Genomic DNA, 24,175 nt, shown 5'->3' on the forward strand with positions numbered 1-24,175 from the left:
GTGCCACCCGGGGCCGTACGGGCCTCCCGGGGCCGTACGGGCCGCGGGCGTGAGCCCGTACCGTATCCGGGTGACGACCACAGACCTCGGGCCCGGGCCCTTCCCCACCGGGCGGCAGTGGATGCGGGCCCATCCGCTCGCCACCGACGCCGTGCTGGCGCTCGGGGCGCTGGTCTCCATGGTCCTCGGGTCCTTCGTCGACCCGCACGGCCCGCTCGGGCCCGCCTTCCGCACCCGCGCCCCCGAACCCGTCTCGCTGCTGCTGATGCTGTTCGGTGCGGCCGCCCTCGTCTTCCGCCGCCGCAGCCCGCGCACCGTGCTTGCCGTCACCTGCGGGCTGTCGCTGGTCGAGCTGGCCACCGGTGAGCCGCGGGCGCCCGTCGCGATGAGCGCCGTGATCGCCCTCTACACGGTGGCCGCGCGCACCGACCGTCCCACCACCTGGCGGACCGGCCTGCTGACGATGGCGGGCCTGACCGGCGTGGCCATGCTGGCCGGACCGCTGCCCTGGTACGCGCAGGAGAACATCGGCATCTTCGCCTGGACCGGCATGGCCGCGGCCGCCGGCGACGCGGTACGCAGCCGCCGGGCCTTCGTGGACGCCATCCGGGAACGGGCCGAACGCGCCGAGCGGACCCGCGAGGAGGAGGCCCGGCGCCGGGTCGCGGAGGAACGGCTGCGCATCGCCCGGGACCTGCACGACGTGGTGGCCCACCACATCGCCCTGGTCAACGTGCAGGCGGGCGTGGCGGCGCACGTCATGGACAAGCGGCCCGACCAGGCCAAGGAGGCCCTGGCCCACGTACGGGACGCGAGCCGGTCCGCCCTGAACGAGCTCCGGGCGACGGTGGGCCTGCTGCGGCAGTCCGGCGACCCGGAGGCCCCGACGGAGCCGGCGCCCGGGCTGGCCGTACTGGACGAGCTCCTCGACACCTTCCGGCACGCCGGCCTGCCGGTCGAGGCCACCGTCCAACTGGGGGCGGGGGCGGGGGCGGAGGCGCAACCGCTGCCGGCGGCGGTGGACCTGGCGGCGTACCGGGTGATCCAGGAGGCCCTGACCAACGTCCGCAAGCACGCGGGCCCGGGCGCACAAGCCCAGGTCAGCGTGGTCCGGGTGGGCGCCTCGGTGGAGGTGACCGTCCTGGACGACGGCGGCGACTCCGCCGACTCCTCCCCGGGCGACCCGGGAGGCGGCCACGGCCTCCTGGGCATGCGCGAACGCGCGGCCGCCCTGGGCGGCTCCTGCTTCACGGGCCCCCGCTACGGGGGCGGATACCGGGTCCACGCGATCCTGCCGGCCTGAGCCCGGGCCCGCCATCGCCCCCTCGAGGCGTAGGAGCCGGGCGGTGTCTGCCCACCCGCCTCGCGGCGGTACCCGACCGTGCCAGAACCAGACAGCGGACCGGCACCCAGGAGGTCGGAGCCACACTCGGCGGTCTCAGGGATGGGTTGGGGCTTTCCCGTCAGTCTCATCGTCCTTCCGCGTCGGGCCGGTCAGTCAAGAGCGCTCCTTCGTCGCGTCGCTTCGCGATGTCGCTGCGCTCCACTCTTGACAGCCCGTCCCGCCACGGAAAAACGAAGACTGCCGGGAAACCCCCAAAGGAACGGCACGGTCCTACCTTGACCATCCGGCTCCCTCAGCGACCAGCCGGGGGGCCGGGGGCCGCCTCGCCAAGCATCCGGGCCGACGAGGCAGTTCCTCGGGGCCGAGATCCGCGACAGATCGCTACGCGCTCCTCTCATCTCAGCGTCCGGCGACCGTCTGGGGTCGCTGTCCGCAGGAAAGGACGACAGGATCGTCATCCGGGGCCGGTGGGCGCATCAAATCGCTACGCGCTCCTGCCTTTTCGGCGTCCGGCGACCGCCTGGGGACGCTGCCCGCACCAAAGTGCGACGGAATTGGCATCTGGAGCCGCCAGGCGCGTCAGATCGCTACGCGCTTCTCTCTTTTCGGCGTCCGGCGGCCGCCTGGGGCTGATACCTGCACCAAATGACGAACAGAGCAGCATCCGGGCTTGTGGGCGCGTCAGATCGCTACGCGCTGCCGAGATCCCGGCGTCCGACGGCCGTCCGTGGCTGTTGGCGGCATCAAAAGCAGATCCGCAGAGCATCCCGGCCCAAGACGGCCGTCAACCGCCGAGATTTGAGGAGCGCGTAGCGATCTGACGCGCCTGAGGTCGCCTGATGGCCTTCTCATCAGCATCGCGTGCAGGCAGCAACCCTAGACGGCCGCCGGACGCCGAAAAGAGGGCAGCGCGTAGCGATTTGTCGCGTCCCCCGGCCCCGGATGCCGAATCCGTCGGCTTTTGGTGCGGGCAGCGGCCCCAGGCGGTCGGCGGACGCTGAGACGAGAGGAGCGCGTAGCGATCTGTCGCGGATCGCGGCCCCGATGAACTGACTCGTCGGCCCGGATGCTTGGCGAGGCGGCCCCCGACGACCCCGAAGGGTCGCTGATACGGCCGCATGTCCAATGAACATCCGTCCCGTTCCTTTGGGGGTTTCCCGGCAGTCTTCGGCATTTCGTGGCGGGTCGTGCTGTCAAGGGTCGCCGTAGGCGATCGCGCAGCGACGCGACGAAGGAGCGCCCTTGACAGGGCGGCCCGACGCGGAAGGACGATGGGACTGACGGGAAGCCCCCAACCTTCTCTGAGACCGGTCGGGGAGGTCCCGCCCCTCCCCCACCCCGGTCCACTGTGCCAGTGCCGCTCGGCGGGGTCTCGTCCCCGCCCCGCCCCCGGGGCCGGGTCAGCAGGGCTTTCGCCAGGGGCCCAGTTCGTATTCCTTTTCCATCGAGCTCAGTTTCAGTTCGCGTGAACGGTCGCAGAACTCGTCCGTCGGGACTTCGTATTCGACGTGGAAGACCGCCTTGTTCGCCTTGATGAAGGGGGTCAGGCGGTCGCATTCCTCGTACTGGGCACACTGTTCGTTGACCGCGAAGTCGAAGTCAGCGAGGAGTTGCGGGATTTGGTCCAGGTCGTTCTTCAAGCCGACTGCCATGCCCCGGTCGTGGGCCAGGCGGGCGATCAGGCGGTTGTAGGCCAGCTGGTGGTCCGCCGTCAGGGGGAAGCCCGTCTTGTTCTTGTAGCCGTCCATGTTGTCCGGTTCGACCGCGTCGAAGCCCTTCTCCCGGCACATGTCGAAGCGTTTGGCCATCAGGGGTTCCAAGGCGGACGTCTGGCGGATGTCCAGCCAGCGTTCGCCCTTCCAGCCGTTGCCCTCCCCCAGCAGGGGCTTGGGGAAGGCGTCGGCGTCGGAGCGGAAGTCCTCCCAGGCGCCCGTGGAGACGTAGCAGATGGTCCTGCGGCCGGCCGCCTTCAGCTCCGCCACCTGTTCCTTCGTCGTGTTGAACCCGTCCACGTCGTACACCGGCACCTTCACCGAGGTGTCCAGCTTCCCCGAGAGCTGCCACTGCCAGGCCGTCCCCGGCCGGGGCTGCCAGCGCTCCCCCGGTGCCTGGGAGGGGCCGGGCTCCGGGGTCTCCCCGTCGGCATCCCCGTCGTCAGGGCCCGCCGTGCAGGCGGCGGTGAGGAGCAGCAGGCCCGCCACCGCGGCGGCGGTGAAACGCTTCATCCGGCGGTCTCCAAGGCGTACGGGAGGCTCCCCCACGGGTGGGCGCCGGTGCCGGGGACGGCGCAGTGGACCCCCGCGTGCCGTTCGGCGGCCAGTTCGGCGGTCGGGGCGTTCGGCGGGACGGCGTAGACCAGGTGGCAGAAGCGGTCGGCCGGGTGGTCGGCGGTCCAGGGGGGCGGGGTGGCGGAGCCGTCGCGGTAGGCGTCCCAGGGGCCCTCGAAGGTGACGAGGAGGTCGGCGAGGGCGGCGTAGCCGGGGTGCGGGTGGACTCCGTGGTTGAGGACGAGGGTGCGGGCCCCGGCCGCGCGGGCGGCGATGGTGAGGCGGCCGTAGTGGGGCAGCAGTTCGGGGCCGGAGGCGGCCTGGTCGAGGAAGGCGCCGTCGGCGGCGTACCAGTCGCGGTGGCGCAGCAGGTCCTGGACGACGTCGGCGTGGGGCCGGCGTCCGTAGTCGGTGTCGGTGTAGCCGAGGACGGGCACGCCGGCGTCCCTCAGCCGGGCGGCGACGGCGGCGAAGCGCTCGTCGGGGGCCTCGCCCGGTCCGCTGGCGGGGTTGAGGACGACGGAGTGCAGCCGGCGGGCGGAGGCGATGAGCCGTTCCCACACCTCGGGCCGGTCGGCGGGATGCTCGTAGAGCGGGACCAGGAGCATGGAGCCCTTCTCGGGATGCGAGGGGTGGGAGGGGTAGGAGAGGTGGGAGGGGTAGGAGAGGTGCCAGGAGTGCGAGGCGTGCGGGGTCATCGGTGGGCGGTCGCGCGGCCGAGGAGGAGGCAGACCAGGACGGACAGTACGCCCGCCGCGGCTCCGGCCACCCCCAGCTGGACCAGCCGGGGCTGTCCGGTCCCGGTCAGCAGGGCCAGGCTCTGGGCGGCGGCCGCGGCGGCGCAGACCACGGCGGCGGGGCGGACGGCGCCGAAGGACTGCAGGAGCAGGCCGGTCCACATCACGGCGCCGAGCAGCAGCAGGGTGGCGACGCGGTCCCAGGTCAGGCCCGGGGCCTGCGGCCACAGCAGGGTTCCGGCGGTGCCCAGCAGGAGCAGCACCGCCAGGTAGGCGGCGAGGCAGCGGGCCAGGGTGGTGAGCATCCGCCGCCGGAACGCCCGGGGTGAGCGGGCCGCGCGCAGCCCGGCCAGGCTGCCGCTGCGGAAGCGGTGCAGCAGCCATTCGGCGGGCCCCATGCTGAGGGTGAGGGCCACCGCCGAAGGGGCCGCGACGGCCTCGGCGGGGCCGCCGGTGAGCACCTCCCCCAGGGCGGCGTACAGCACGAGCAGGCCGGTCCCCAGGCCGAACACCCCGTAGGGCACCGAGTCCCCGATGCGGGGCCCGCGCCGGGTGTGGTCCTCCTCGGCGCCGCGCAGCATCCGCCAGCGCACGGCGCCCCCCTCGCCCGGGTGGCGCCGCGTCCAGTGCAGGATCCTGCGCACCGCGGCCCGTGCCCCCTCGGCGAGCGGGAGCTCCCGCAGGGCCAGGGCGCACGCGGCCGTCAGGGAGACCAGCAGCAGGGCCACCCGCAGCGGCACGGGAGGGTCGGCGAACAGCGCGAGTACCGATCCGGCGGCCATGGGGCCGAGGGCGGCGAGCAGCAGTCGTTCCCTGCGCAGGACGAGCAGGACGGTGGCGGCCCCGACGTACAGGGCCTGTCCGGCGGCGAAGGCGTAGGAGAACGGGGGCCCGCCCGGTACGGCGAAGGCGGCGGCGGTGCCGAGCAGGGCGCCGGCCGGGGCCCCGACGAGGAGGGTGCGTCCGGCGGCGGCGCGGTCGCCGAGGCCGAGCCAGGTGTAGGCGCGGTGGGACAGGGTCTGGTCCCAGACCCAGCCGATGAGGGCGCCGGCGAGCAGGGTGAGGGTGCCGGCGGGCAGGCCGAGCCGGTCGGGCGGCCCTTCGAGGAGGGGTTCGCCGAGGAGGTAGGCCAGGCCGGGCAGGGCGAAGATCAGTCCGCGCAGCAGGCAGGCGGTGAGGGAGACCCGCCAGGGGTCGGGGAGGGCCTCGGGCTCGGGGAAGGAGCGGGGGACGCGGGCGTAGAGCTCCTCGGCGAGGGTGAAGGAGTCGGGGCGGCCGTAGGTGAGGCGGATGTACTCGTCGGTCAGGCCGTCGGATTCGAGTACGGCGGCGATCTCGTCGGGGTGGACGGCGGAGGCGACGAACGCGTCGAGGCGCCCGGCGAGCTCGTCCATGGGGTCGGCGGCGCCCGCCCCCGCTCCGGCGCGGCCGGGGCGGGGGAGGACGGGCAGGGTGTCCGTGGTGCCCGCCGCGGCGCCGGGGCGCGGGCGGCGGGCGGAGGCCGCGTGGCCGACGTGGACCCAGGAGCCTTCCGGGCCGGGCGGCTTGAGCCAGAGGGATCCGCTCACCACAGGCTCCCGTCGGCCGCGAGTTCCTTGTACCAGGGGTCGGCGAGGTGCTGGTCCCACTGGCCGCCGGGGTGGACGGGCAGGACGGGGCGGCCCGCACGCCTTTGCTCGTCGAGGCCGCGGTAGATGTGGCGGAAGCCGTCCACGGACCGGTGGAGGGTGAACTTCTCGACGACCCGTTTGCGGGCCATGCGGCCGAGTTCGGCGCGGCGTTCGTCGTCACGGAGCAGGGCGAGCGTGGCGCGGGCCATGGTTTCGGGTTCGCGGGGCGGGACGACCAGGCCGGTGTCGGCGACGGCTTCGCGGACGCCGCCGACGTCGGTGGAGACGGTGGTGCGGCCGCAGGACATGGCTTCGATGATGCTGAAGGGGAAGCCTTCGCTGATGCTGGAGAGCATGACGACGCTGCCGGCGGCGTAGGCCCTGGCGACTTCGGCGATCCGGCCCTCCCAGGCGATGCCGTCGGCGACGCCGAGTTCGGCGGCGAGCTTCTCCAGGCGGAGCTTGTACTCCTCGCAGCCGGCCGGGACCGGGCCGAAGAGGCGCAGCCGCAGGGCGGGCAGTTCCCCGCGCATGAACGCGTAGGCACGGATGAGGGTTTCGAGGTCCTTGATCGGGTCGATGCGGCCGCACCAGCTGAGGGTGGGCACCTCGGGTTCGGGGCCGGCCTCGGGGAAGACGTGCGGGTCGACGCCGTTGTAGACGGTGCGGATGCGTTCTGCGTCGGCTCCTCCGCGTTCCTCCCAGCGGCGGTTGTACTGGTTGCAGGGGGTGATGAGGTCGGCCTGGCGGTAGCCCTCGGTGTTCAGCTCCCGGTAGAAGCCGAGCATCAGGGCCTTGACCGGCCAGCGCTGGGCGGCGGTGCGGTAGCCGAGGTAGCGCTCGCGCAGGTAGATGCCGTGTTCGGTGAGGAGGAAGGGGACCTCGTCGAGGTGTTTGGCGGCGAGGGCGGGGAGGGTGGCGAGGCCGCTGCTGACGGCGTGGGCGACGCTGTCGGGCGGGATCCGCACGGCGAGCGGGCGCAGGGCGTGTTCGAGCAGGTCGGTGGCGGTGAGCGCGTCGTGGACGGTGGGGTCGGCGGCGGCGGTGGCCAGGCCGGGGCGGGTCCACACGTCCATCAGCAGGCGCAGGACGGCTTCGGAGCGCAGGGCCGGGGCGAGGCGGCCGGCGCGGGCGAGGCGGGCCAGTTCGGCCAGGGCTTCGGAGAATCCCCCAGCTACCGCTGGGGTGTGCCCCCTGCCGTGCTCGGGGTGGATCAGGGAGAGCAGGAAGGTTTCGTAGACCTCGGTGAAGCGGCGGTGGGCCTTGCCGCGGAGGGTGGTGCGGCGGGCTTTGGGGGGCGGCGGGCCCCACAGCGGGACGGCGGTGTGCCGGTAGACGTTGCGCGGCAGCTCCCAGGTGACCGGCTCGCGTCCGGAGCCGGTCAGGGCTATGACGTTGAAGTCGACCTCCGGCATGCCGCGTACCAGTTGGTCGCACCAGGTGCTGACGCCCCCGTGGACGTGCGGATAGGTGCCTTCGGTGAGCATGGTGACATGACGCCCATGGCTCATGTGCTGAGTCCCCCCAGGACTGAAAAGGGGCCGGCGCCCGTGGTGGGCGGACGCCGGCGCTGGGTACTGCCGGGTGGAGCGGGTGGCTCGGAGCGGGCGGCTCGGAGCCACCGGCTCAGAACGGGCGGCTCGGGAGCAGACGGCTCAGAGCAGGCGGCTCAAAGCAGACGGCTCAGAGCAGACGGCTCGGAGCAGGCGGCTCAGAGCGGGTGGCTCAGAGCAGGTGGAGGGTGACCGCCGACTGGAGCAGGTCGGGGCCCGTCCAGGTGGAGCGGGTACCGGCGTAGGCGGTGCCGAAGTCGGCGGTGCCGAGCAGGAGCTGCTTCTTGGTGCCGTTGGGCGCGGTGACGGGGGCGAGGATGCCGGAGGGCGCCTTGACGGTGACGTCCTTGCCGATGCGGTAGGCGGTGACCTGGCCCGCGTCGAGGGCCTTGTTCCAGGCGGCGCGGCGCTGGAGCTCGGTGCCCGTGGCCTTCATGCTCTGGTTGACGATGGGCGCGCTGGGTGCGTAGAGGGAGCGGTAGGTGTCGAGGACCTGGTTGAGCACCGGGTAGAGGGTGCGGTCCTCGGCGAGGTTGGACTGGTGGACGTAGTGCGGCTTCGGGTCGTTGGCCAGGACGTGGCGCAGGGCGGTCTTCGCCTCGGTCGGGACGATGTAGTCCAGGTAGCCGGTGCCGGCGTCGAGCGGGGCCGGCAGGCAGGTGGAGGTGCCCGGGTTGTCCTCGCAGAGGCCGCTGCCGCCGTCGGCGCGGCTGGTGTAGATCCAGTTGTACTCGTCGGCCATCTCCGCGTTGGTGCCCGTGTTGTAGTACACGTTCATCGGGTAGCGGGGGACGGTGAGGGCGGCGCCGACGGCCCGCTGGTCGGGTTCGCGGGAGTTGTCGCTGCCGGCCCACTTCACGCCGTTGTCGGCGAGGGCGCCGGCCAGGTTGGGGTTGTCCTGGGGCTGCTGCGGGAGCGTCTTGAGACCGGAGTGCTCGCCGGTGACGAGCTCGGTGCGGTCGGTGGTGAGGCCCTTGGAGGCGGCCCAGTTGTTGTTGTCGCGGATCTGCGCCGAGATGTCGGCCCGGCTCATCCAGTTGGTCTGGCCCTGGGCGTTCTTCGTGCAGGTCCAGGGGACGACGCTGACGTCCTGGGTGCAGCCGAGGAAGAGGTGGGTGTAGGTGTGGTTCATCCAGCGGTACTTGGCCTTGTCGGCCAGGAGCTGGGCGGTCAGGGCGTCGGTGCCGCCGTTCTCGGTCTTCCATTCCTCGCCGGCGCCCGCGTTGAAGAGCAGGTCCAGCTTGAAGTCCTTGGAGGCCTGCCACTGCGCCAGGTACTGGGCGTCGGCGGCGGTCATCCGGATCGTGGACTCCTTGCCCTCGCCGCCCGCGCAGGCGTAGTCGCCGGGCGTGCAGTTGAGGGCCTTGTCCCAGCGGGCGTCCGGGGCGAAGACGTCGTCGACGTGGACGGCGAAGTAGTTGCGCTCCTGGCCCAGGTGGACGCCCTGGGTGAGCCACTCGACGATGCCGCGGGCCAGCAGCCGGAACTGCTGCTGGTACTGGTTGTAGCCGAAGGTGACGACCAGTTCGCTGCGTCCGTCGTGGGCGTACTCGCCGACGAGCGAGCCCCGGCCGGAGCCGACGGGGGCGTCGACGTAGCTGGTGTAGCCGGCCATCGGCTTGGCGATGAACCCGTAGCTCTCCGGAATCAGGGAAGAGTTGTCCTCGAAGGTCACTTGACCGCCGAGGTAGCCGAAGGGGCCCGCCTTGCCGGCGGTGGTGACGGCGGCCTGCGTGCCGTCGAGGGTGCCTGTGTAGCCGCCGTTGTCGGTGTATTCCAGGCCGACCTCGGGGTGGGCCCAGGTGTAGGCGTCCACCTGGCGGATCCCGTACGTCGTCTCGTACGCGGCGAGCGCGGCCATCTCGGCGGAGCCGGTGCCGAAGGGGTTCTCGTTCGGCAGGACCACGCCCTGGTACTTGGCGCGCGGCCGGCCGCTGACGGTGTCGCTGAGGAACGCGGCGTCGATCGTCGGGCGGCCGGCGCTGCCCAGGTCGATCCGCGTGAACGGGACTCCGGTGTCCCGGAGCTCCGCCGTGATCGCACCGACCGAGCTGCCGCCGTCGTCGACGACCAGCACCTTCAGGTCGATCCGCGGTGCCACGGTCGCCGCGTGGGCGGTCGTGGCGGGTACGGCAACCGACATCAGCGCCGCTACGCCCATGGCTGCCGCGGCCCTGTTCATCCGGTTCTTGTTGACCATTTCGGCCTTTCCCCCCGCAGGCGTCCCTTGGCGCGGCCCATGGCGGACGGCCGGGCCGGGGAGGCTCTGTGGAAATCATGCAAAAGGACCCCGCGTCCTCTTGCGAGAGTGGCTCGATCCTCTCGGACCTCGTCAGGTGTAGGCGGCAAACCTGGAGCAGAGTCCACAGATGGGTGAACCTGACGGCCCTGCGGTCGAACAACTTGACAAACCTTCGAGTGACGTACGGATGACGGGCTGCGCGTAGGCTCGTTTCCGGCGGCCGTCGGGCCCGAATACGATCGCTGCGGAGCGGCCGGCGACCCCGACGCGACAGAAGCGCCCACATAACACAAACGGAAGCGAGACTTCACCACCGTGACTGCTCTGACTCTCAGCACTGCCGGCGCGGCGACGCTGCGCGCCGACGCCCTCGTGGTCGGCGTGGCGAAGGGCCCGAAGGGGCTCGTCGTGGCCGCCGGCGCGGAGGCCGTGGACACGGCGTTCGACGGAAAGCTCGCCGCCGTGCTCGACGCGCTCGGCGCTTCCGGCGCCGAAGGCGAGATCACGAAGCTGCCCTCTCCGGCCGGCCTCAAGGCCCCGGTCGTGCTGGCGGTCGGCCTGGGCTCCGCGCCCGAGCAGGACGAGTCCTTCGACGAGGAGGCCCTGCGCCGCGCCGCCGGCTCCGCCGCCCGCGCCCTGCACGGCTCGAAGAAGGCCGCCTTCGCCCTCCCCCTGGAGGACGCCTCCGCCGTCACCGCCGTGGCCGAGGGCGCGCTGCTGGGCGCGTACGCCTTCACCACCTACCAGGGCGGCGAGAAGAAGACCGGCAAGGCCGAGAAGAACGGCGGCCCGAAGCAGCCGCTGGCCGAGGTGGCCCTGCTCGGCGCCAAGCCGCGCGACAAGGAGCACAAGGCGGCCGCCGAGCGCGCGACCGTCGTCGCCGCCGAGGTCAACGTCGCCCGCGACCTGATCAACACCCCGCCGAACGACCTCACCCCCGCCGCCTTCGCCGCGATCGCCGCGGCGACCGCGAAGGAGCTCGGCCTCAAGGCCCAGGTCCTCGACGAGAAGGCGCTGGTCAAGGGCGGCTACGGCGGCATCATGGGCGTCGGCAAGGGCTCCGAGAACCCGCCGCGCCTGGTGAAGATCGCCTACACCCACCCCGAGGCGGAGAAGCACCTCGCCTTCGTCGGCAAGGGCATCACGTACGACTCGGGCGGCATCTCCCTGAAGCCGGCCGGTCACAACGAGACCATGAAGTGCGACATGTCGGGTGCCGCCGCCGTGTTCTCCTCGGTCGTCGCCGCCGCCAAGCTGGGCCTGAAGGTCAACGTCACCGGCTGGCTCGCCCTCGCCGAGAACATGCCGTCCGGCTCCGCCACCCGCCCCGGTGACGTCCTGCGCATGTACAGCGGCAAGACCGTCGAGGTCCTGAACACGGACGCCGAGGGCCGCCTGGTCCTGGGCGACGCGCTGACGAAGGCCTCCGAGGAGAACCCGGACGCGATCGTCGACGTGGCCACCCTGACCGGCGCCATGGTGCTGGCCCTGGGCGACCGCACCTTCGGCATCATGGCCAACGACGACGCCTTCCGCACCTCGATCCACGAGATCGCCGAGGAGGTCGGCGAGGCCTCCTGGCCGATGCCGCTCCCCGAGGACCTGCGCAAGACCATGGACTCCCCGACGGCCGACATCGCCAACATGGGCGTCCGCATGGGCGGCGGCCTGGTGGCCGGCCTCTTCCTCCAGGAGTTCGTCGGCGAGGGCATCACCTGGGCCCACCTCGACATCGCGGGCCCCGCCTTCCACGAGGGCGCCCCGTACGGCTACACCCCGAAGGGCGGCACGGGCTCCGCCGTCCGCACCCTGGTGCGCCTGGCCGAGCGCACCGCCACCGGCGACCTGGGCTGACCCGCCCCCTGCGCCACCCGCCCGCGGGCGCGTTCCACCTGGTGGGACGCGTCCCGTGACGGGCGCCACGCCCCGGGACCGAGACCTCGGCCCCGGGGCGTGTTCGCTCTGGAAGAAATCTTGAGGATCGGTAGGTTTCTACGCCCGGGTAACCCGGACTTCGGGCGGAACGACGGTCCACACCCGGGGCCCGGCGTCCCGCGTTCCCCCGACAAATGCGAAGATGGGTTCTCGGCAGGACAGGGCCCCCACCACAGGGCCGAAGAAACAAGCGGCCGATTACCAGCCGCCGCCCGGTCACAGAGGACCGGTGCCCGGCGCACATGCATGGAGGACGTGACGTGGCGAACGACGCCAGCACCGTTTTCGACCTAGTGATCCTCGGCGGTGGCAGTGGCGGCTACGCCGCGGCGCTCCGCGCATCCCAGCTGGGTCTCGACGTTGCGCTGATCGAGAAGAACAAGCTCGGCGGCACCTGCCTGCACAACGGCTGCATCCCCACGAAGGCTCTGCTGCACGCCGGTGAGGTCGCCGACCAGGCGCGCGAAGCCGGACAGTTCGGTGTCAAGGCCTCTTTCGAGGGCATCGACATCGCCGGTGTGCACAAGTACAAGGACGAGGTCATCGCCGGCCTGTACAAGGGTCTGCAGGGTCTGGTCGCCTCCCGCAAGGTGACCTACATCGAGGGTGAGGGCCGCCTCTCCTCCCCGACTTCCGTCGACGTCAACGGCCAGCGCGTCCAGGGCCGCCACGTCCTGCTGGCGACCGGCTCCGTGCCGAAGTCCCTGCCCGGCCTGGACATCGACGGCAACCGCATCATCTCCTCGGACCACGCGCTGGTCCTGGACCGCGTGCCCCAGTCCGCGATCATCCTGGGCGGCGGCGTCATCGGCGTCGAGTTCGCCTCGGCGTGGAAGTCCTTCGGCACCGACGTCACCGTCATCGAGGGCCTCAAGCACCTCGTCCCGGTCGAGGACGAGAACAGCTCCAAGATCCTGGAGCGCGCCTTCCGCAAGCGCGGCATCAAGTTCAACCTCGGCACCTTCTTCCAGAAGGCCGAGTACACCGAGTCCGGCGTCCGTGTGACCCTCGCCGACGGCAAGACCTTCGAGGCCGAGGTGCTGCTGGTCGCCATCGGCCGCGGCCCGGTCTCGCAGGGCCTGGGCTACGAGGAGCAGGGCGTCGCGATGGACCGCGGCTACGTCCTGGTCGACGAGTACATGCGCACCAACGTGCCGACCATCTCCGCCGTCGGTGACCTCGTCCCGACCCTCCAGCTCGCGCACGTCGGCTTCGCCGAGGGCATCCTGGTCGCGGAGCGCCTGGCCGGTCTGAAGACCGTCCCGATCGACTACGACGGCGTTCCGCGCGTCACGTACTGCCACCCCGAGGTCGCTTCCGTCGGCATCACCGAGGCCAAGGCCAAGGAGATCTACGGTGCGGACAAGGTCGTCGCCCTGAAGTACAACCTGGCGGGCAACGGCAAGAGCAAGATCCTCAAGACCGCGGGCGAGATCAAGCTCGTCCAGGTCAAGGACGGTGCCGTGGTCGGCGTCCACATGGTCGGTGACCGGATGGGCGAGCAGGTCGGCGAAGCCCAGCTGATCTACAACTGGGAGGCCCTGCCGGCCGAGGTCGCGCAGCTCATCCACGCGCACCCGACCCAGAACGAGGCCCTCGGCGAGGCCCACCTGGCCCTGGCCGGCAAGCCGCTTCACGCACACGACTAATCCACAGTCACGGGCGCGACGACCACTTCCGCACTTTCGTTAGGAGCAACAGAAACCATGCCGGTTTCCGTAACCCTTCCGGCGCTCGGTGAGAGCGTCACCGAGGGCACTGTCACCCGTTGGCTGAAGGCCGAGGGCGAGCGCGTCGAGGCCGACGAGCCGCTGCTCGAGGTCTCGACCGACAAGGTCGACACCGAGATCCCCTCCCCCGTCTCCGGCATCCTCGCGTCCATCAAGGTCGCCGAGGACGAGACCGTCGAGGTCGGTGCCGAGCTCGCGATCATCGACGACGGCTCGGGCGCCGCTGCCCCGGCCGCCGCTCCGGCCGCCGAGCCCGCCGCCGCCCCGGCGCCCGTCGCCGAGGCCCCGGCCGCCCCCGCACCGGCCGAGACCCCGGCTGCCCCGGCCCCCGCCGCCGCTCCGGCCGCGTCCGGCACCGATGTCGTGCTCCCCGCCCTGGGCGAGTCCGTCACCGAGGGCACCGTCACCCGCTGGCTGAAGGAGGTCGGCGAGTCCGTCGAGGCCGACGAGCCGCTGCTCGAGGTCTCCACGGACAAGGTCGACACCGAGATCCCCGCGCCGGTTTCCGGCACCCTGCTGGAGATCCTGGTCGCCGAGGACGAGACCGCCGAGGTCGGCGCCCGTCTGGCCGTCATCGGTGTCGCCGGCGCCGCCCCGGCCGCTGCCCCGGCCGCCGCGGCTCCGGCTCCGGCCGCCCCGGCCGCTCCGGTCGCTCCGGTCGCCGCCCCGGCCCCGGTCGCCCCCGCGGCGCCCGCTCCGGCCCCGGTCGCCCCGGCTGCCCCGGTGGCCGCTCCGGCTCCGGTGGCTCCGGCCGCTCCGGCGCCGGTCGCCGCTCCGGCTCCGGTCGCTCCGGCCGCCCCCGCCGCCCCGGCCCCGGCCGGTGACGAGGGCGCCTACGTGACCCCGCTGGTGCGCAAGCTCGCCTCGGAGTCCGGTGTCAACCTGGCGACGGTCACGGGCACCGGTGTCGGTGGCCGTATCCGCAAGCAGGACGTCCTGGCCGCCGCCGAGGCCGCCAAGGCCGCCGCCGCTCCGGCTCCGGCCGCCGCCGCCCCGGCCGCCGCCAAGGCTCCGGCCGCGGTGTCCGAGCTGCGCGGTCAGACGGTCAAGATGACCCGCATGCGCAAGGTCATCGGCGACAACATGATGAAGGCCCTGCACTCGCAGGCGCAGCTCAGCTCCGTGGTCGAGGTGGACATCACCAAGATCATGAAGCTGCGCGAGAAGGCCAAGGCCGGCTTCCTCGCCCGCGAGGGCGTCAAGCTGTCCCCGATGCCGTTCTTCGTCAAGGCCGCTGCCCAGGCGCTGAAGGCCCACGCGGTCGTCAACGCCCGGATCAACGACGACGAGGGCACCATCACCTACTTCGACTCGGAGAACATCGGCATCGCCGTGGACTCCGAGAAGGGCCTGATGACCCCGGTCATCAAGGGTGCTGGTGACCTCAACCTGGCGGGCATCTCCAAGGCGACCGCCGACCTGGCCGCCAAGGTCCGCGGCAACAAGATCACCCCGGACGAGCTGTCCGGCGCGACCTTCACCATCAGCAACACCGGCTCGCGCGGTGCGCTGTTCGACACGGTGATCGTTCCGCCGAACCAGGTCGCGATCCTGGGCATCGGTGCCACGGTCAAGCGCCCGGTGGTCATCGAGACCGAAGAGGGCACCGTCATCGGCGTCCGCGACATGACGTACCTGACCCTGTCCTACGACCACCGCCTGGTGGACGGCGCGGACGCGGCCCGGTACCTCACCGCCGTGAAGGCGATCCTCGAGGCCGGCGAGTTCGAGGTCGAGCTCGGCCTGTAAGGACCGAGCGCGCAGTGATCTGCCGCTTACGGCGCCCCCGCCCGGATTCGTCCGGGCGGGGGCGCCGTCGTTGTGCCGCCTCGCGCCGCCGTTGTAACGAGCCTCACCCTGCGTCCCTGACCACGAACGCATCGGAGCAGGCCACGGCGGCCTTATTGTCTAGGCATCAGGCCCCGCGTGTCCGCACACACAGGAGTTGAACCCCGATGATCACCCCACCCGTCGTGCACTCGCTGCGCGAGCAGATCCGCGAGCACATCGTGGAGGGGATCGTCAGCGGCCGCTGGAAGCCCGGCGAGCGGATCGTCGAGCGGCGGATCGCGGTGGAGCTGGAGGTCAGCCAGACGCCCGTGCGGGAGGCCCTGCGCGAGCTGGAGACCTTGCGGCTGATCGAGTCGGCGCCGAACAAGGGCGTGCGCGTGCGCAACCTCTCGGCGGCCGACCTGGAGGAGATCTACCCCGTCCGGGCCGGTCTGGAGCAGATCGCGGCCGAACTGGCCGCGCCGCGGCTGGCGGCCGACTGCTCGGCGCTGGAGCCGCACGTGGCGGCCCTGTGGGAGGCCGACCGGGTCCAGGACGGCACGGCGCAGGTGCGGCACACGGTGGGCTTCCACCGGGAGCTGGTGCGGGCGGCCGGGAACAGCGTGCTGCTGCACACCTGGGAGAGCCTGGGGATCGAGGTCTTCACGGCCCTGTCGATCCGGTGGCTGGGAACCGTCCAGAAGTCGTACGCCGAGGAGCACGAGGCGCTCGTCGCGGCCTTCCGCAGCCAGGACCCGGATATCGGGGTGCTGGTGAAGCGGCATGTCCTGGGCTGTGCCCCGCGGAGCGCCTGACCCCGCCGACCCCTCCCTGACCTGCAGTTTTCGGCGATCCTCCAGGGGATCTCCAGCGTTTTGGCGTGTACTGATGAAACCGGCACGGCGTGCCTGTGTTCATGGCACCCGGTGCCGACTTTCGCCAGAGCGTCGAATATTCGTCACTTTTATTTGATCGATCATCGATCAGGGATTTACAGTCACTGCGGGCCCCAACCCGGGCCCTTCGGCCCTGTCCTGCCCGTCAGGGTTTTCTTCACCACCTCCTCTCCTTTGTCCGGAAGGCGGCGCACACCGATGTCCGACCCCGTAGGAAAGCTTCCGAGCGAGCTCGACCAGCTCCCGGACCGCGACACCGAAGAGACCGCCGAATGGGCGGCCTCCCTCGACGCCGTCGCCAAGGCCGCCGGTACGCGCCGCGCCGAATACCTGCTCCGCCGCACGCTCCAGCACGCCGAGGCCGCCGGCCTGGCCCTGCCGAAGCTGCTGGAGACGGACTACGTCAACACCATCCCCACCTCCGCGGAGCCCGAGTTCCCGGGCGACGAGGAGATGGAAGCCAAGATCACCGCCTGGAACCGCTGGAACGCGGCCGCCATGGTGACCCGCGGCTCCAAGTACGGCGTCGGCGGCCACATCGCCACCTTCGCCTCGGCGGCCTGGCTCTACGAGACCGGCTTCCAGCACTTCTTCCGCGGGAAGGAGGCCGACGGATCGGGCGACCAGCTCTACATCCAGGGCCACGCCTCCCCCGGCATCTACGCCCGCGCCTTCCTCGACGGGCGCATCTCCGAGCAGCAGCTCGACAACTTCCGCCAGGAGTCCGGCGGCAACGGCCTGCCGTCCTACCCGCACCCGCGGCGCCTGCCGTGGCTGTGGGAGTTCCCCACGGTCTCCATGGGCCTCGGCCCGCTCTCCGCGATCTACCAGGCGCGCTTCAACCGCTACCTGCAGAACCGCAACATCAAGGACACCTCCAACTCGCACGTCTGGGCCTTCCTCGGCGACGGCGAGATGGACGAGCCCGAGTCGACCGCCGCCCTGGCCCTGGCCTCCCGCGAGCAGCTCGACAACCTGACGTTCGTCATCAACTGCAACCTGCAGCGCCTCGACGGCCCGGTCCGCGCCAACTTCCGCGTGGTCCAGGAGCTGGAGGCCCAGTTCCGCGGTGCCGGCTGGAACGTCATCAAGACCCTGTGGGGCTCCGCCTGGGACGAGCTGTTCCAGCTCGACACCACGGGCGCCCTGGTCCGCCGCATCCGCGAGGTACCGGACGCGCAGTTCCAGACGTACGCGACCCGCGACGTGGCCTACATCCGCCAGCACTTCTTCGGCGCCAACGCCGAGCTCGTGCAGCTGGCCGGCGTGCTGTCCGACGCGAAGATCGCCGAGTGCTTCCACAGCTCCCGCGGCGGCCACGAGCCCCGCAAGGTGTACGCCGCGTACAAGGCCGCCCTGGCGCACAAGGGCGCGCCGACGGTGATCCTGGCGCAGACCGTCAAGGGCCACACGCTGGGTGCCGGGTTCGAGTCGAAGAACGCGAACCACCAGATGAAGAAGCTCACGGTCGACGAGTTCAAGGACATGCGCGACCTGCTGGGCCTGCCGATCCCGGACAGCGCCTTCGTCGACGGCAAGGTCCCGTACGGCCACCCGGGCGCCGACAGCCCCGAGGTGCGGTACCTGCACGAGCGCCGCGCGGCCCTCGGCGGCCCCGCCCCGGCCCGCAAGGTCCACCACGTGGCCCTTCCGGCCCCGGCCGAGCGCTCCTTCGCCCCGCTCATCAAGGGTTCCGGCAAGCAGGAGATGGCCACCACCATGGCCTTCGTCCGCCTCGTCAAGGACCTGATGCGGGACAAGGAGACCGGCAAGCGCTGGGTGCCGATCGTCCCCGACGAGGCCCGTACCTTCGGTATGGAGTCCCTGTTCCCGTCGGCCGGCATCTACTCGCCGCTGGGCCAGACGTACGAGCCGGTCGACCGCGACCAGCTGATGTACTACAAGGAGGCCAAGGACGGCCAGATCCTCAACGAGGGGATCACCGAGGCCGGCGCCATGGCCGACTTCATCGCCGCCTGCACGTCGTACGCGACGCACGGCGAGCCGATGATCCCGTTCTACATCTTCTACTCGATGTTCGGCTGGCAGCGCACCGCCGACCAGATGTGGCAGCTCGCCGACCAGCTCGGCAAGGGCTTCATCGTCGGCGCCACCGCCGGCCGCACCACCCTGACCGGCGAGGGCCTGCAGCACGCGGACGGCCACTCGCACCTGATCGCGTCCACGAACCCGGCGTCGCTCAACTACGACCCGGCGTTCGCGTACGAGATCGCGGTCATCGTCAAGGACGGCCTGCGCCGGATGTACGGCGAGCAGCCGGAAGACGTCTTCTACTACCTGACGGTCTACAACGAGCCGAAGGTGCAGCCGGCCATGCCCGAGGGCGTGGAGGAGGGCATCCTCAAGGGCCTGTACCGGTTCAACACGGCCGCCGCCCTGGAGGCCGCCCCCGGCGCCGACTCCCCGAAGATCCAGCTCATGGCCTCGGGTACGGCGATCCACTGGGTCCTGGAGGCGCAGCAGCTGCTGGCCGCCGACTGGAACGTGGCCGCCGACGTGTGGTCGGCCACCTCGTGGGGCGAGCTGCGCCGCGACGCGCTGGAGTGCGACGAGGCCCTGCTGCGCGGCGAGGAGCGCACCCCGTACGTCACCCGCGTGCTGGAGGGCGCCCCGGGCCCGGTCCTGGCGGTGTCCGACTGGATGCGCCAGGTCCCGGACCAGATCAGCCAGTGGGTCCCGCAGGACTACACCTCGCTGGGCACGGACGGCTTCGGCCTCTCCGACACCCGTGAGGGCGCCCGCCGCCACTTCGGCGTCGACGCGCAGTCCATCGTGGTCGCGGCCCTGGCCCAGCTGGCCCGCCGCGGCGAGGTCCCGGCGTCGGCCGTCAAGGAGGCCCGCGAGCGCTACGGCCTGTAGGCCCGGGCCCGTCCGACCGTGAGGCGGCCCGTCCCTTCGGGGGCGGGCCGCCTCATGTCGTCCACCGGCCCTCGTCCCCGTCGGCCGCCATCTGCCGGAGCGACACCGCGCCTCCACGCTCTGCCGCTTCGAGTATGCGGCCGGGCGGGGGACCGGGGACCGGCCTTTGGCCGTATGAGCGGTGGCGGGGCGGGGTGCGAGCCCGGATGCTGTATTCCGTGATGGACGAGACGGAGTTCTGGGAGATCGTCGACCGTACCCGTGAGGCCGCCGGGGGCGACCCCGAGGAGCACGCGGAGCTGCTCGTGGAACGGCTGACGCAGCTGGATCCCGACTCCGTGCTGGATTTCGCGCGGCACTTCGAGTCGCGGTACAACCGCGCGTACACCTGGGACCTGTGGGGGGCCGCCTGGGTGCTGCTCGGCGGGGCCAGCGACGACGCGTTCGACTACTTCCGGTGCTGGCTGATCGGGCAGGGCCGGGAGGTCTTCGAGGGCGCGGTGCACGATCCGGACCAGCTGGCGGAGCTGCTGGGCGAGTTCGACGAGGAGATCGACGGGGACGGGGAGGAGCTGGGGTACGCGGCCGACGAGGCGTACGAGCAGCTGACCGGGGCGGTGGCCCCGGACCTGGGGATCCCGTTGCAGGCGGAGGAGCCGGAGGGCGCCCCGCTGGACTTCGAGAACGAAGCCGTGCTCGCGGAGCGCTTCCCCCGGCTCTGGGAACGCTTCGGGGGCTGATCCCTAGGGCGTGCGTGCCGGGCGGCCCGGACCCGGCGGGAATTGTCAGACAGGCCCTAGTGTCCTGAGTCGGTAATTCGTCGGCAGTACGAGGCGAGGGATTCGAGGATCTGGTCGGCAGTCTTGGTCCAGATGAACGGCTTGGGGTCTTCGTTCCATGAGTCGATCCAGGTGCGGATGTCCTTCTCCAGCGCCTGGACCGACTTGTGGACTCCTCGCCGTATCCGCTTGTTCGTCAGCTCGGCGAACCACCGCTCGACCAGGTTCAGCCAGGACGAGCTGGTGGGCGTGAAGTGCATGTGGAACCTGGGATGGGCCAGCAGCCACTTCTTGACCGCCGCGGTCTTGTGGGTCGCGTAGTTGTCGCAGATCAAGTGGACCTGGAGTCCGGCAGGGATCTCCTTGTCGAGCTTGTTCAGGAACTTCCTGAACTCCTCGGCCCGGTGCCGGCGGTGGAGGGACCCGATCACCTTGCCGGTGGCCGCGTCGAAGGCCGCGAACAGCGTGGTGGTGCCAGCGCGGACGTAGTCGTGACTGGCCCGCTCGGGCACCCCGGGCATCATCGGCAGCACCGGCTGGGACCGGTCCAGCGCCTGGATCTGCGACTTCTCGTCCACACACAGCACCAGCGCCCGCTCCGGCGGATCGAGATACAGCCCCACCACGTCATGGACCTTGTCGACGAAGAACGGGTCCGTGGATAGCTTGAACGTCTCGGACCGGTGCGGCTGCAAGCCGAAAGCCCGCCACACCCGGGAAACGGTCGACTGCGACAGCCCGGTCTTCTTCGCCATCGACCGGGTCGACCAGTGCGTGGCGTTCTCCGGCTTCGACTCCAGCGTCCGGGCGATCAGATCGGCGACCTGCTCGTCCATCACCGTGCGGGGCCGGCCCGGACGCGGCTCGTCCGACAACCCGTCGAGACGGTCCGCCAGGAAACGCTTACGCCACTTCGAGACGGTGTCGCGGGACACCCCGACCCGCTCCATCACCGCACGCGTCGACACGGGAAAGCCGTCCTCCCCGACATCGTCACAGGCCAGGATCACACGGGCCCGCATCGCCATGTCCTGCGCGGACTTACGCCGCCGCACCCACCCCTCCAACACTGATCGCTCAGCATCAGTCAAATCCAGCGGCGCAAGCTTCGGTCCCGGGCGCGTCATGCCTCAACTATATGGAAATTTAAGACTCAGGACACTAGAAGACTGATGAAGATCTTGTTGAGGGGCCGTCCGGCCGTAGGCCGGGCGGCCCCTCTGGTTATGTGATGGCTGGTGCGAGGTGCCAGGTGCCGCCTGTGTGGGTGAGTCCGAGGTTGATCAGGCGGCGGAGGTTGAGGGCGGCTGCTCGGGTGTGGAGCCAGGCGTTGTTGCTGATGGTGCCCCGGTAGCGGAGTCGGCGGTTGCCGTGGTGGACGAGCCAGGCGACGGCACGTTCGACTGGTGGCCGCCAGCGGCGGTAGTCGGCCTGCCAGGCGGGGTCGGTGGCGGCCTGGCGGCGGGCCGCGGCTTGGAGATCGTGGTGGGGGCGGATGGTCAGGACGCGTCCGGCTTTGGCCTTGGTGCACTGCTCACGCAGCGGGCATCGGGTGCACACGTTCCCGAAGACGGCCCTGCGCTGGTGGTGGCGGCCGCCGGGCTCGGACAGGCCGACGGTGTGGCCTTGGGGGCAGGTCACGGTGGCGGCCGAGGTGTCGATGGCGAAGTCGTCGAGGGTGAAGCCGTCTGGGACGGCCGGCCGCAGCGGGGCGGGTTTGAGGAACAGCCGGTGTCCGGCCTCTTCGAGGGCCTGGCGGGCGTCGCCGGTGGAGTAGGCGGTGTCACCGAAGGCGTCCACCGGGGTGTCCTCCTCGGCCAGCAGTTCAAGGCCGACGGCTGCCTCGTGGTGCTCTGGCCCGGCCCCGGGCCGCAGGGCGACGGCGGTGTATAACCCGGTCTCCGGCTCGACGGCGAGGTGGGCCTTGTATCCGTCCTGCTGATGGGAGCGGGTCTTGTGGATGTGCCGGGACTCGGGGTCGACGGTGGAGATCATCCGGTCCGGGGCGGTCCCTTGGGTGATGCGCCAGCGGCCGTCACGGCCGTCGGAGTCCTCGGCCGGTTCCACGTCCTGCCCGGCGACCAGCGCGAGGATGCCGACCGCGTTCGCTGCCTTCTCGCCCAGTTCCTGCTCGGGCAGATGCCCGAGCAGTCTGACCGCGTCGCCGACGAGCGCGTCGACCAGGTTGGCTCGTGCCTGGGCATCGTTCCAGGTGATGCGGGGTTTGCCCGGGTCGGTGTAGTCGTGGGCGGTGCACTGCGCGGCGGCAGCCTCGGCGCCGCCGGGGACTTCCCGGATCACCACCCGGATGGCGCCGATGATCTGGGTGACGGTGTCCTGGGTGGCGACCGCGTCGTCCAGCACGGTGGAGTCCAGTGCCCGCCGGTGCTTGCCCTTCAACACCCCGGTGGCCTTCACGACCTCCCGCACGGCCTCGAAGGCCCGGTTCGGGCTGGTGGAGCGGGCCAGCCGGCGCCGGAAGTACGCCAGAAGCGACGGGTCGAACGCGGTGTCATGCAGTCCCAGCCCGCACGCGGCCTTCCACCGCAGGTCACACCGCAGTTCCTGGACCGTCTCGAAGTCCGACATGCCGTGCAGGGCCTGCAATGTGATCGCCGCGGCCAGAATCTGCGGCGGCATGGACGGCCGCCCGTTCGCCGACGGATACATGTCCGCGAACATCGCCGCGGGGAACAACCGGCCACGGTGCTCGGCCAGGAACGCGAACACACTCCCAGCCGGAATCAACTCCCGGCACGTCGCCCACACATCAGGTCCGACCGTCTCCCCGACCCACTCCCCTTGAACCACAACACGAGTCTGGCCCCACCGCTGACGCGGCGGGGCCAGAACCCAACATCTTCATCAGTCTTCTAGTAGTGGGTGCCGCCGTCGATGCGGATCTCGGTGCCGGTGATGAAGGCGCCGTCCTCGGAGCCCAGCATCGCGACGACGCCGGCGACGGTCTGGGGGCCGGCGAAGCCCTGGCCGAGGGCGGGGGCCAGCTTGGTGAACAGGGACCAGTCGGTGTCCTCGGGCAGGCCCGGGCCGGTGCCGGTGGTCATGCCGCTCTCGATGGAGCCGGGGGCGACGGAGACGAAGCGCAGGCCCTGCTTGCTGTACTCGGCGGCGAGGGCGTGGGTCATCGACTGGATGCCGCCCTTGCTGGCCGCGTAGGCGGACATGTAGGGGTGCGCGAAGCTCGCCGAGGTGGAGCTGAAGTTCACGACGACCGGCTGGTCGCCCGCCAGCAGGGCGGGCAGGGACTCGCGGATCATCAGGAAGGTGCCGGTCAGGTTGACCGCGATGACCTTGTTCCAGAAGTCCAGGGTGGTCTGGTGGGTGTGCGCGGAGCGCAGGATGCCCGCCGCGTTGACCAGTACGTCGAAGCTGTCGCCGCCGAGGGCGTCGACGGCGGCGGCGACGCCCTCCTTGACCGAGGCCTCGTCGGATATGTCCAGGACGGCGGTGGTCAGCCGGCCGGCGTGGCCGTCGGCGGCCGCCTGCTCGGCGGTGGCCTTGAGGCCGGCCTCGTTGACGTCCACGGTGTGGACGCGGCCGCCCTCGGACAGAATGCGGTGCACGGTGGCCCGGCCGATGCCGGAGCCGCCGCCGGTGATGAGGACGCGACGTCCTTCGTAACGGTTCATGGGGTGCAGCGTACCGAGAAGATGACACGTTTTGCCAGACTGGCATCAATTGCATCCATCTGATCGGACTGGCGGTACGCTTCACCCGTGAGATCTCCCCGCCCCTACTCCCCCCAGAGCGGCTCCGGAGCCCAGTCGCTGACGGAGCGCCGCAAGGCCGCCACCCAGCTGGACATCGCCCGCGCCGCCTGCGAGCTCTTCGCCGCGCACGGCCCCGACGGGACCACCGCGGAGGACATCGCGCACCGGGCGGGGGTCGCGCTGCGCACGTTCTACCGCTACTTCCGCAACAAGCAGGAGGCCGTGGCCCCGCTGCTCGCGGGCGGCGGCGACGCCTGGCGCGCCCTGCTGGCCGAAGAGGACCCCGCCACCCCGCTGGCGCAGGCCCTGGAGCGGGCCGTGACCCGCGCCCTAAGCGATTCCAAGGCCGTCGAGGAGGGCCTGGAGGTCACCCGCGGCCTGCTGCGCGCGGCCGCCACGGACGAGGCCCTGCGCGCCGTCTGGTACCGGGTGAACCAGGAGTCCGAGGAGCGCCTGGTGCCGATCGTGGCCCGGCTGGCGGGTCCGGAGGCGGACGAGATGTCCGTGCGCCTGGTGTCCGCGGCCGCCACCGGCGCGATCCGCGTCGCACTGGAGCTGTGGTCCGCCGGCGACGCCCCGGTCTCGGGCCCCGGCTCCCCCGCCGACCTCGCGGTGCGCTGCCTGCGGGAGCTGACCGGCGCGATGCCCCTGCTCCGCTGAGCGCGGGGCAGGGGCACCGGGAAGAGATCGAGCGCTTCGG

General features: G+C 71.4%; 16 protein-coding genes. 8 read left to right on the forward strand and 8 right to left on the reverse strand.

The genetic code is table 11. From position 1 onward, the window contains the following. The first annotated feature begins 121 nt into the window (after positions 1–121). Entirely contained in the window at positions 122–1,303 is a 1,182-nt protein-coding gene (locus BX286_RS11490) for a sensor histidine kinase (protein WP_079431674.1), read from the forward strand. Between the two features lie 1,442 nt (positions 1,304–2,745). On the opposite strand, the gene BX286_RS11500 is transcribed toward BX286_RS11490, so the two are convergent. The 5 genes from BX286_RS11500 to BX286_RS11520 all read right to left on the reverse strand — a co-directional run bounded on the left by BX286_RS11500 (position 2,746) and on the right by BX286_RS11520 (position 9,712). Next, on the reverse strand, positions 2,746–3,570 hold the full coding sequence (locus BX286_RS11500; RefSeq protein ID WP_100863772.1) for an endo alpha-1,4 polygalactosaminidase: 825 nt from the start codon (positions 3,568–3,570) through the stop codon (positions 2,746–2,748). Beyond that, the gene (locus tag BX286_RS11505; protein ID WP_079431675.1) at positions 3,567–4,220 is read right to left on the reverse strand and encodes a spherulation-specific family 4 protein; all 654 of its coding nucleotides are present in this window, start codon (positions 4,218–4,220) and stop codon (positions 3,567–3,569) included. The genes BX286_RS11500 and BX286_RS11505 overlap by 4 nt, the downstream gene beginning before the upstream one ends. 86 nt (positions 4,221–4,306) lie before the next feature. Continuing rightward, on the reverse strand, positions 4,307–5,917 hold the full coding sequence (locus BX286_RS36515; protein WP_159402082.1) for a hypothetical protein: 1,611 nt from the start codon (positions 5,915–5,917) through the stop codon (positions 4,307–4,309). Beyond that, positions 5,914–7,470, reverse strand: coding sequence for a GT4 family glycosyltransferase PelF (gene pelF / locus BX286_RS11515; RefSeq protein WP_079426325.1), 1,557 nt, complete (start codon positions 7,468–7,470; stop codon positions 5,914–5,916). The genes BX286_RS36515 and pelF overlap by 4 nt, the downstream gene beginning before the upstream one ends. A 214-nt stretch (positions 7,471–7,684) precedes the next feature. After that, positions 7,685–9,712 (reverse strand): hypothetical protein, encoded by a 2,028-nt coding sequence (locus BX286_RS11520; protein WP_100863771.1) that lies wholly within the window; start codon positions 9,710–9,712, stop codon positions 7,685–7,687. 357 nt (positions 9,713–10,069) lie between these two features. Between BX286_RS11520 and BX286_RS11525 the strand changes: the two genes are divergently transcribed. From BX286_RS11525 to BX286_RS11550, 6 genes are all read left to right on the forward strand, one after another. Further along, positions 10,070–11,608, forward strand: a complete 1,539-nt coding sequence (locus tag BX286_RS11525; protein WP_079426329.1) for a leucyl aminopeptidase — start codon at positions 10,070–10,072, stop codon at positions 11,606–11,608. A 341-nt stretch (positions 11,609–11,949) separates the two neighbouring features. Further along, a complete protein-coding gene (gene lpdA, locus BX286_RS11530; protein ID WP_079426331.1) occupies positions 11,950–13,338 on the forward strand; it encodes a dihydrolipoyl dehydrogenase in 1,389 nt (462 codons plus the stop codon). A gap of 57 nt (positions 13,339–13,395) precedes the next feature. Continuing rightward, positions 13,396–15,168 carry a 2-oxoglutarate dehydrogenase, E2 component, dihydrolipoamide succinyltransferase gene (gene sucB / locus BX286_RS11535; RefSeq protein WP_121014932.1) on the forward strand — a complete coding sequence of 591 codons (1,773 nt, stop codon included), beginning with the start codon at positions 13,396–13,398 and terminating at the stop codon, positions 15,166–15,168. 209 nt (positions 15,169–15,377) lie between these two features. Next, entirely contained in the window at positions 15,378–16,004 is a 627-nt protein-coding gene (locus BX286_RS11540) for a GntR family transcriptional regulator (protein WP_045951851.1), read from the forward strand. 279 nt (positions 16,005–16,283) lie between these two features. Next, positions 16,284–18,965, forward strand: a complete 2,682-nt coding sequence (aceE, locus tag BX286_RS11545; protein ID WP_121014933.1) for a pyruvate dehydrogenase (acetyl-transferring), homodimeric type — start codon at positions 16,284–16,286, stop codon at positions 18,963–18,965. 221 nt (positions 18,966–19,186) lie between these two features. Beyond that, positions 19,187–19,705, forward strand: coding sequence for a DUF4240 domain-containing protein (locus BX286_RS11550; protein WP_079431677.1), 519 nt, complete (start codon positions 19,187–19,189; stop codon positions 19,703–19,705). A 56-nt stretch (positions 19,706–19,761) separates the two neighbouring features. Here the strand turns inward: BX286_RS11550 and BX286_RS11555 are convergent, their stop codons facing one another. From BX286_RS11555 to BX286_RS11565, 3 genes are all read right to left on the reverse strand, one after another. Further along, a complete protein-coding gene (locus tag BX286_RS11555; protein WP_100861852.1) occupies positions 19,762–20,871 on the reverse strand; it encodes an IS630 family transposase in 1,110 nt (369 codons plus the stop codon). A 97-nt stretch (positions 20,872–20,968) separates the two neighbouring features. After that, positions 20,969–22,513 carry an IS1182 family transposase gene (locus BX286_RS11560; protein ID WP_121014934.1) on the reverse strand — a complete coding sequence of 515 codons (1,545 nt, stop codon included), beginning with the start codon at positions 22,511–22,513 and terminating at the stop codon, positions 20,969–20,971. A 104-nt stretch (positions 22,514–22,617) separates the two neighbouring features. Further along, complete coding sequence (locus BX286_RS11565) at positions 22,618–23,394, reverse strand: SDR family NAD(P)-dependent oxidoreductase (RefSeq protein ID WP_100863768.1); 777 nt, start codon at positions 23,392–23,394, stop codon at positions 22,618–22,620. A gap of 87 nt (positions 23,395–23,481) precedes the next feature. Here BX286_RS11565 and BX286_RS11570 point away from each other — a divergent pair, with 87 nt between their 5' ends. After that, positions 23,482–24,135, forward strand: a complete 654-nt coding sequence (locus BX286_RS11570) for a TetR family transcriptional regulator (protein ID WP_079426339.1) — start codon at positions 23,482–23,484, stop codon at positions 24,133–24,135. The last annotated feature ends 40 nt before the right edge of the window (positions 24,136–24,175 follow it).

Origin of the sequence: Streptomyces sp. 3211.6 (assembly GCF_003634815.1) — a bacterium.
Taxonomy (GTDB): Bacteria; Actinomycetota; Actinomycetes; order Streptomycetales; family Streptomycetaceae; genus Streptomyces; species Streptomyces katrae_A.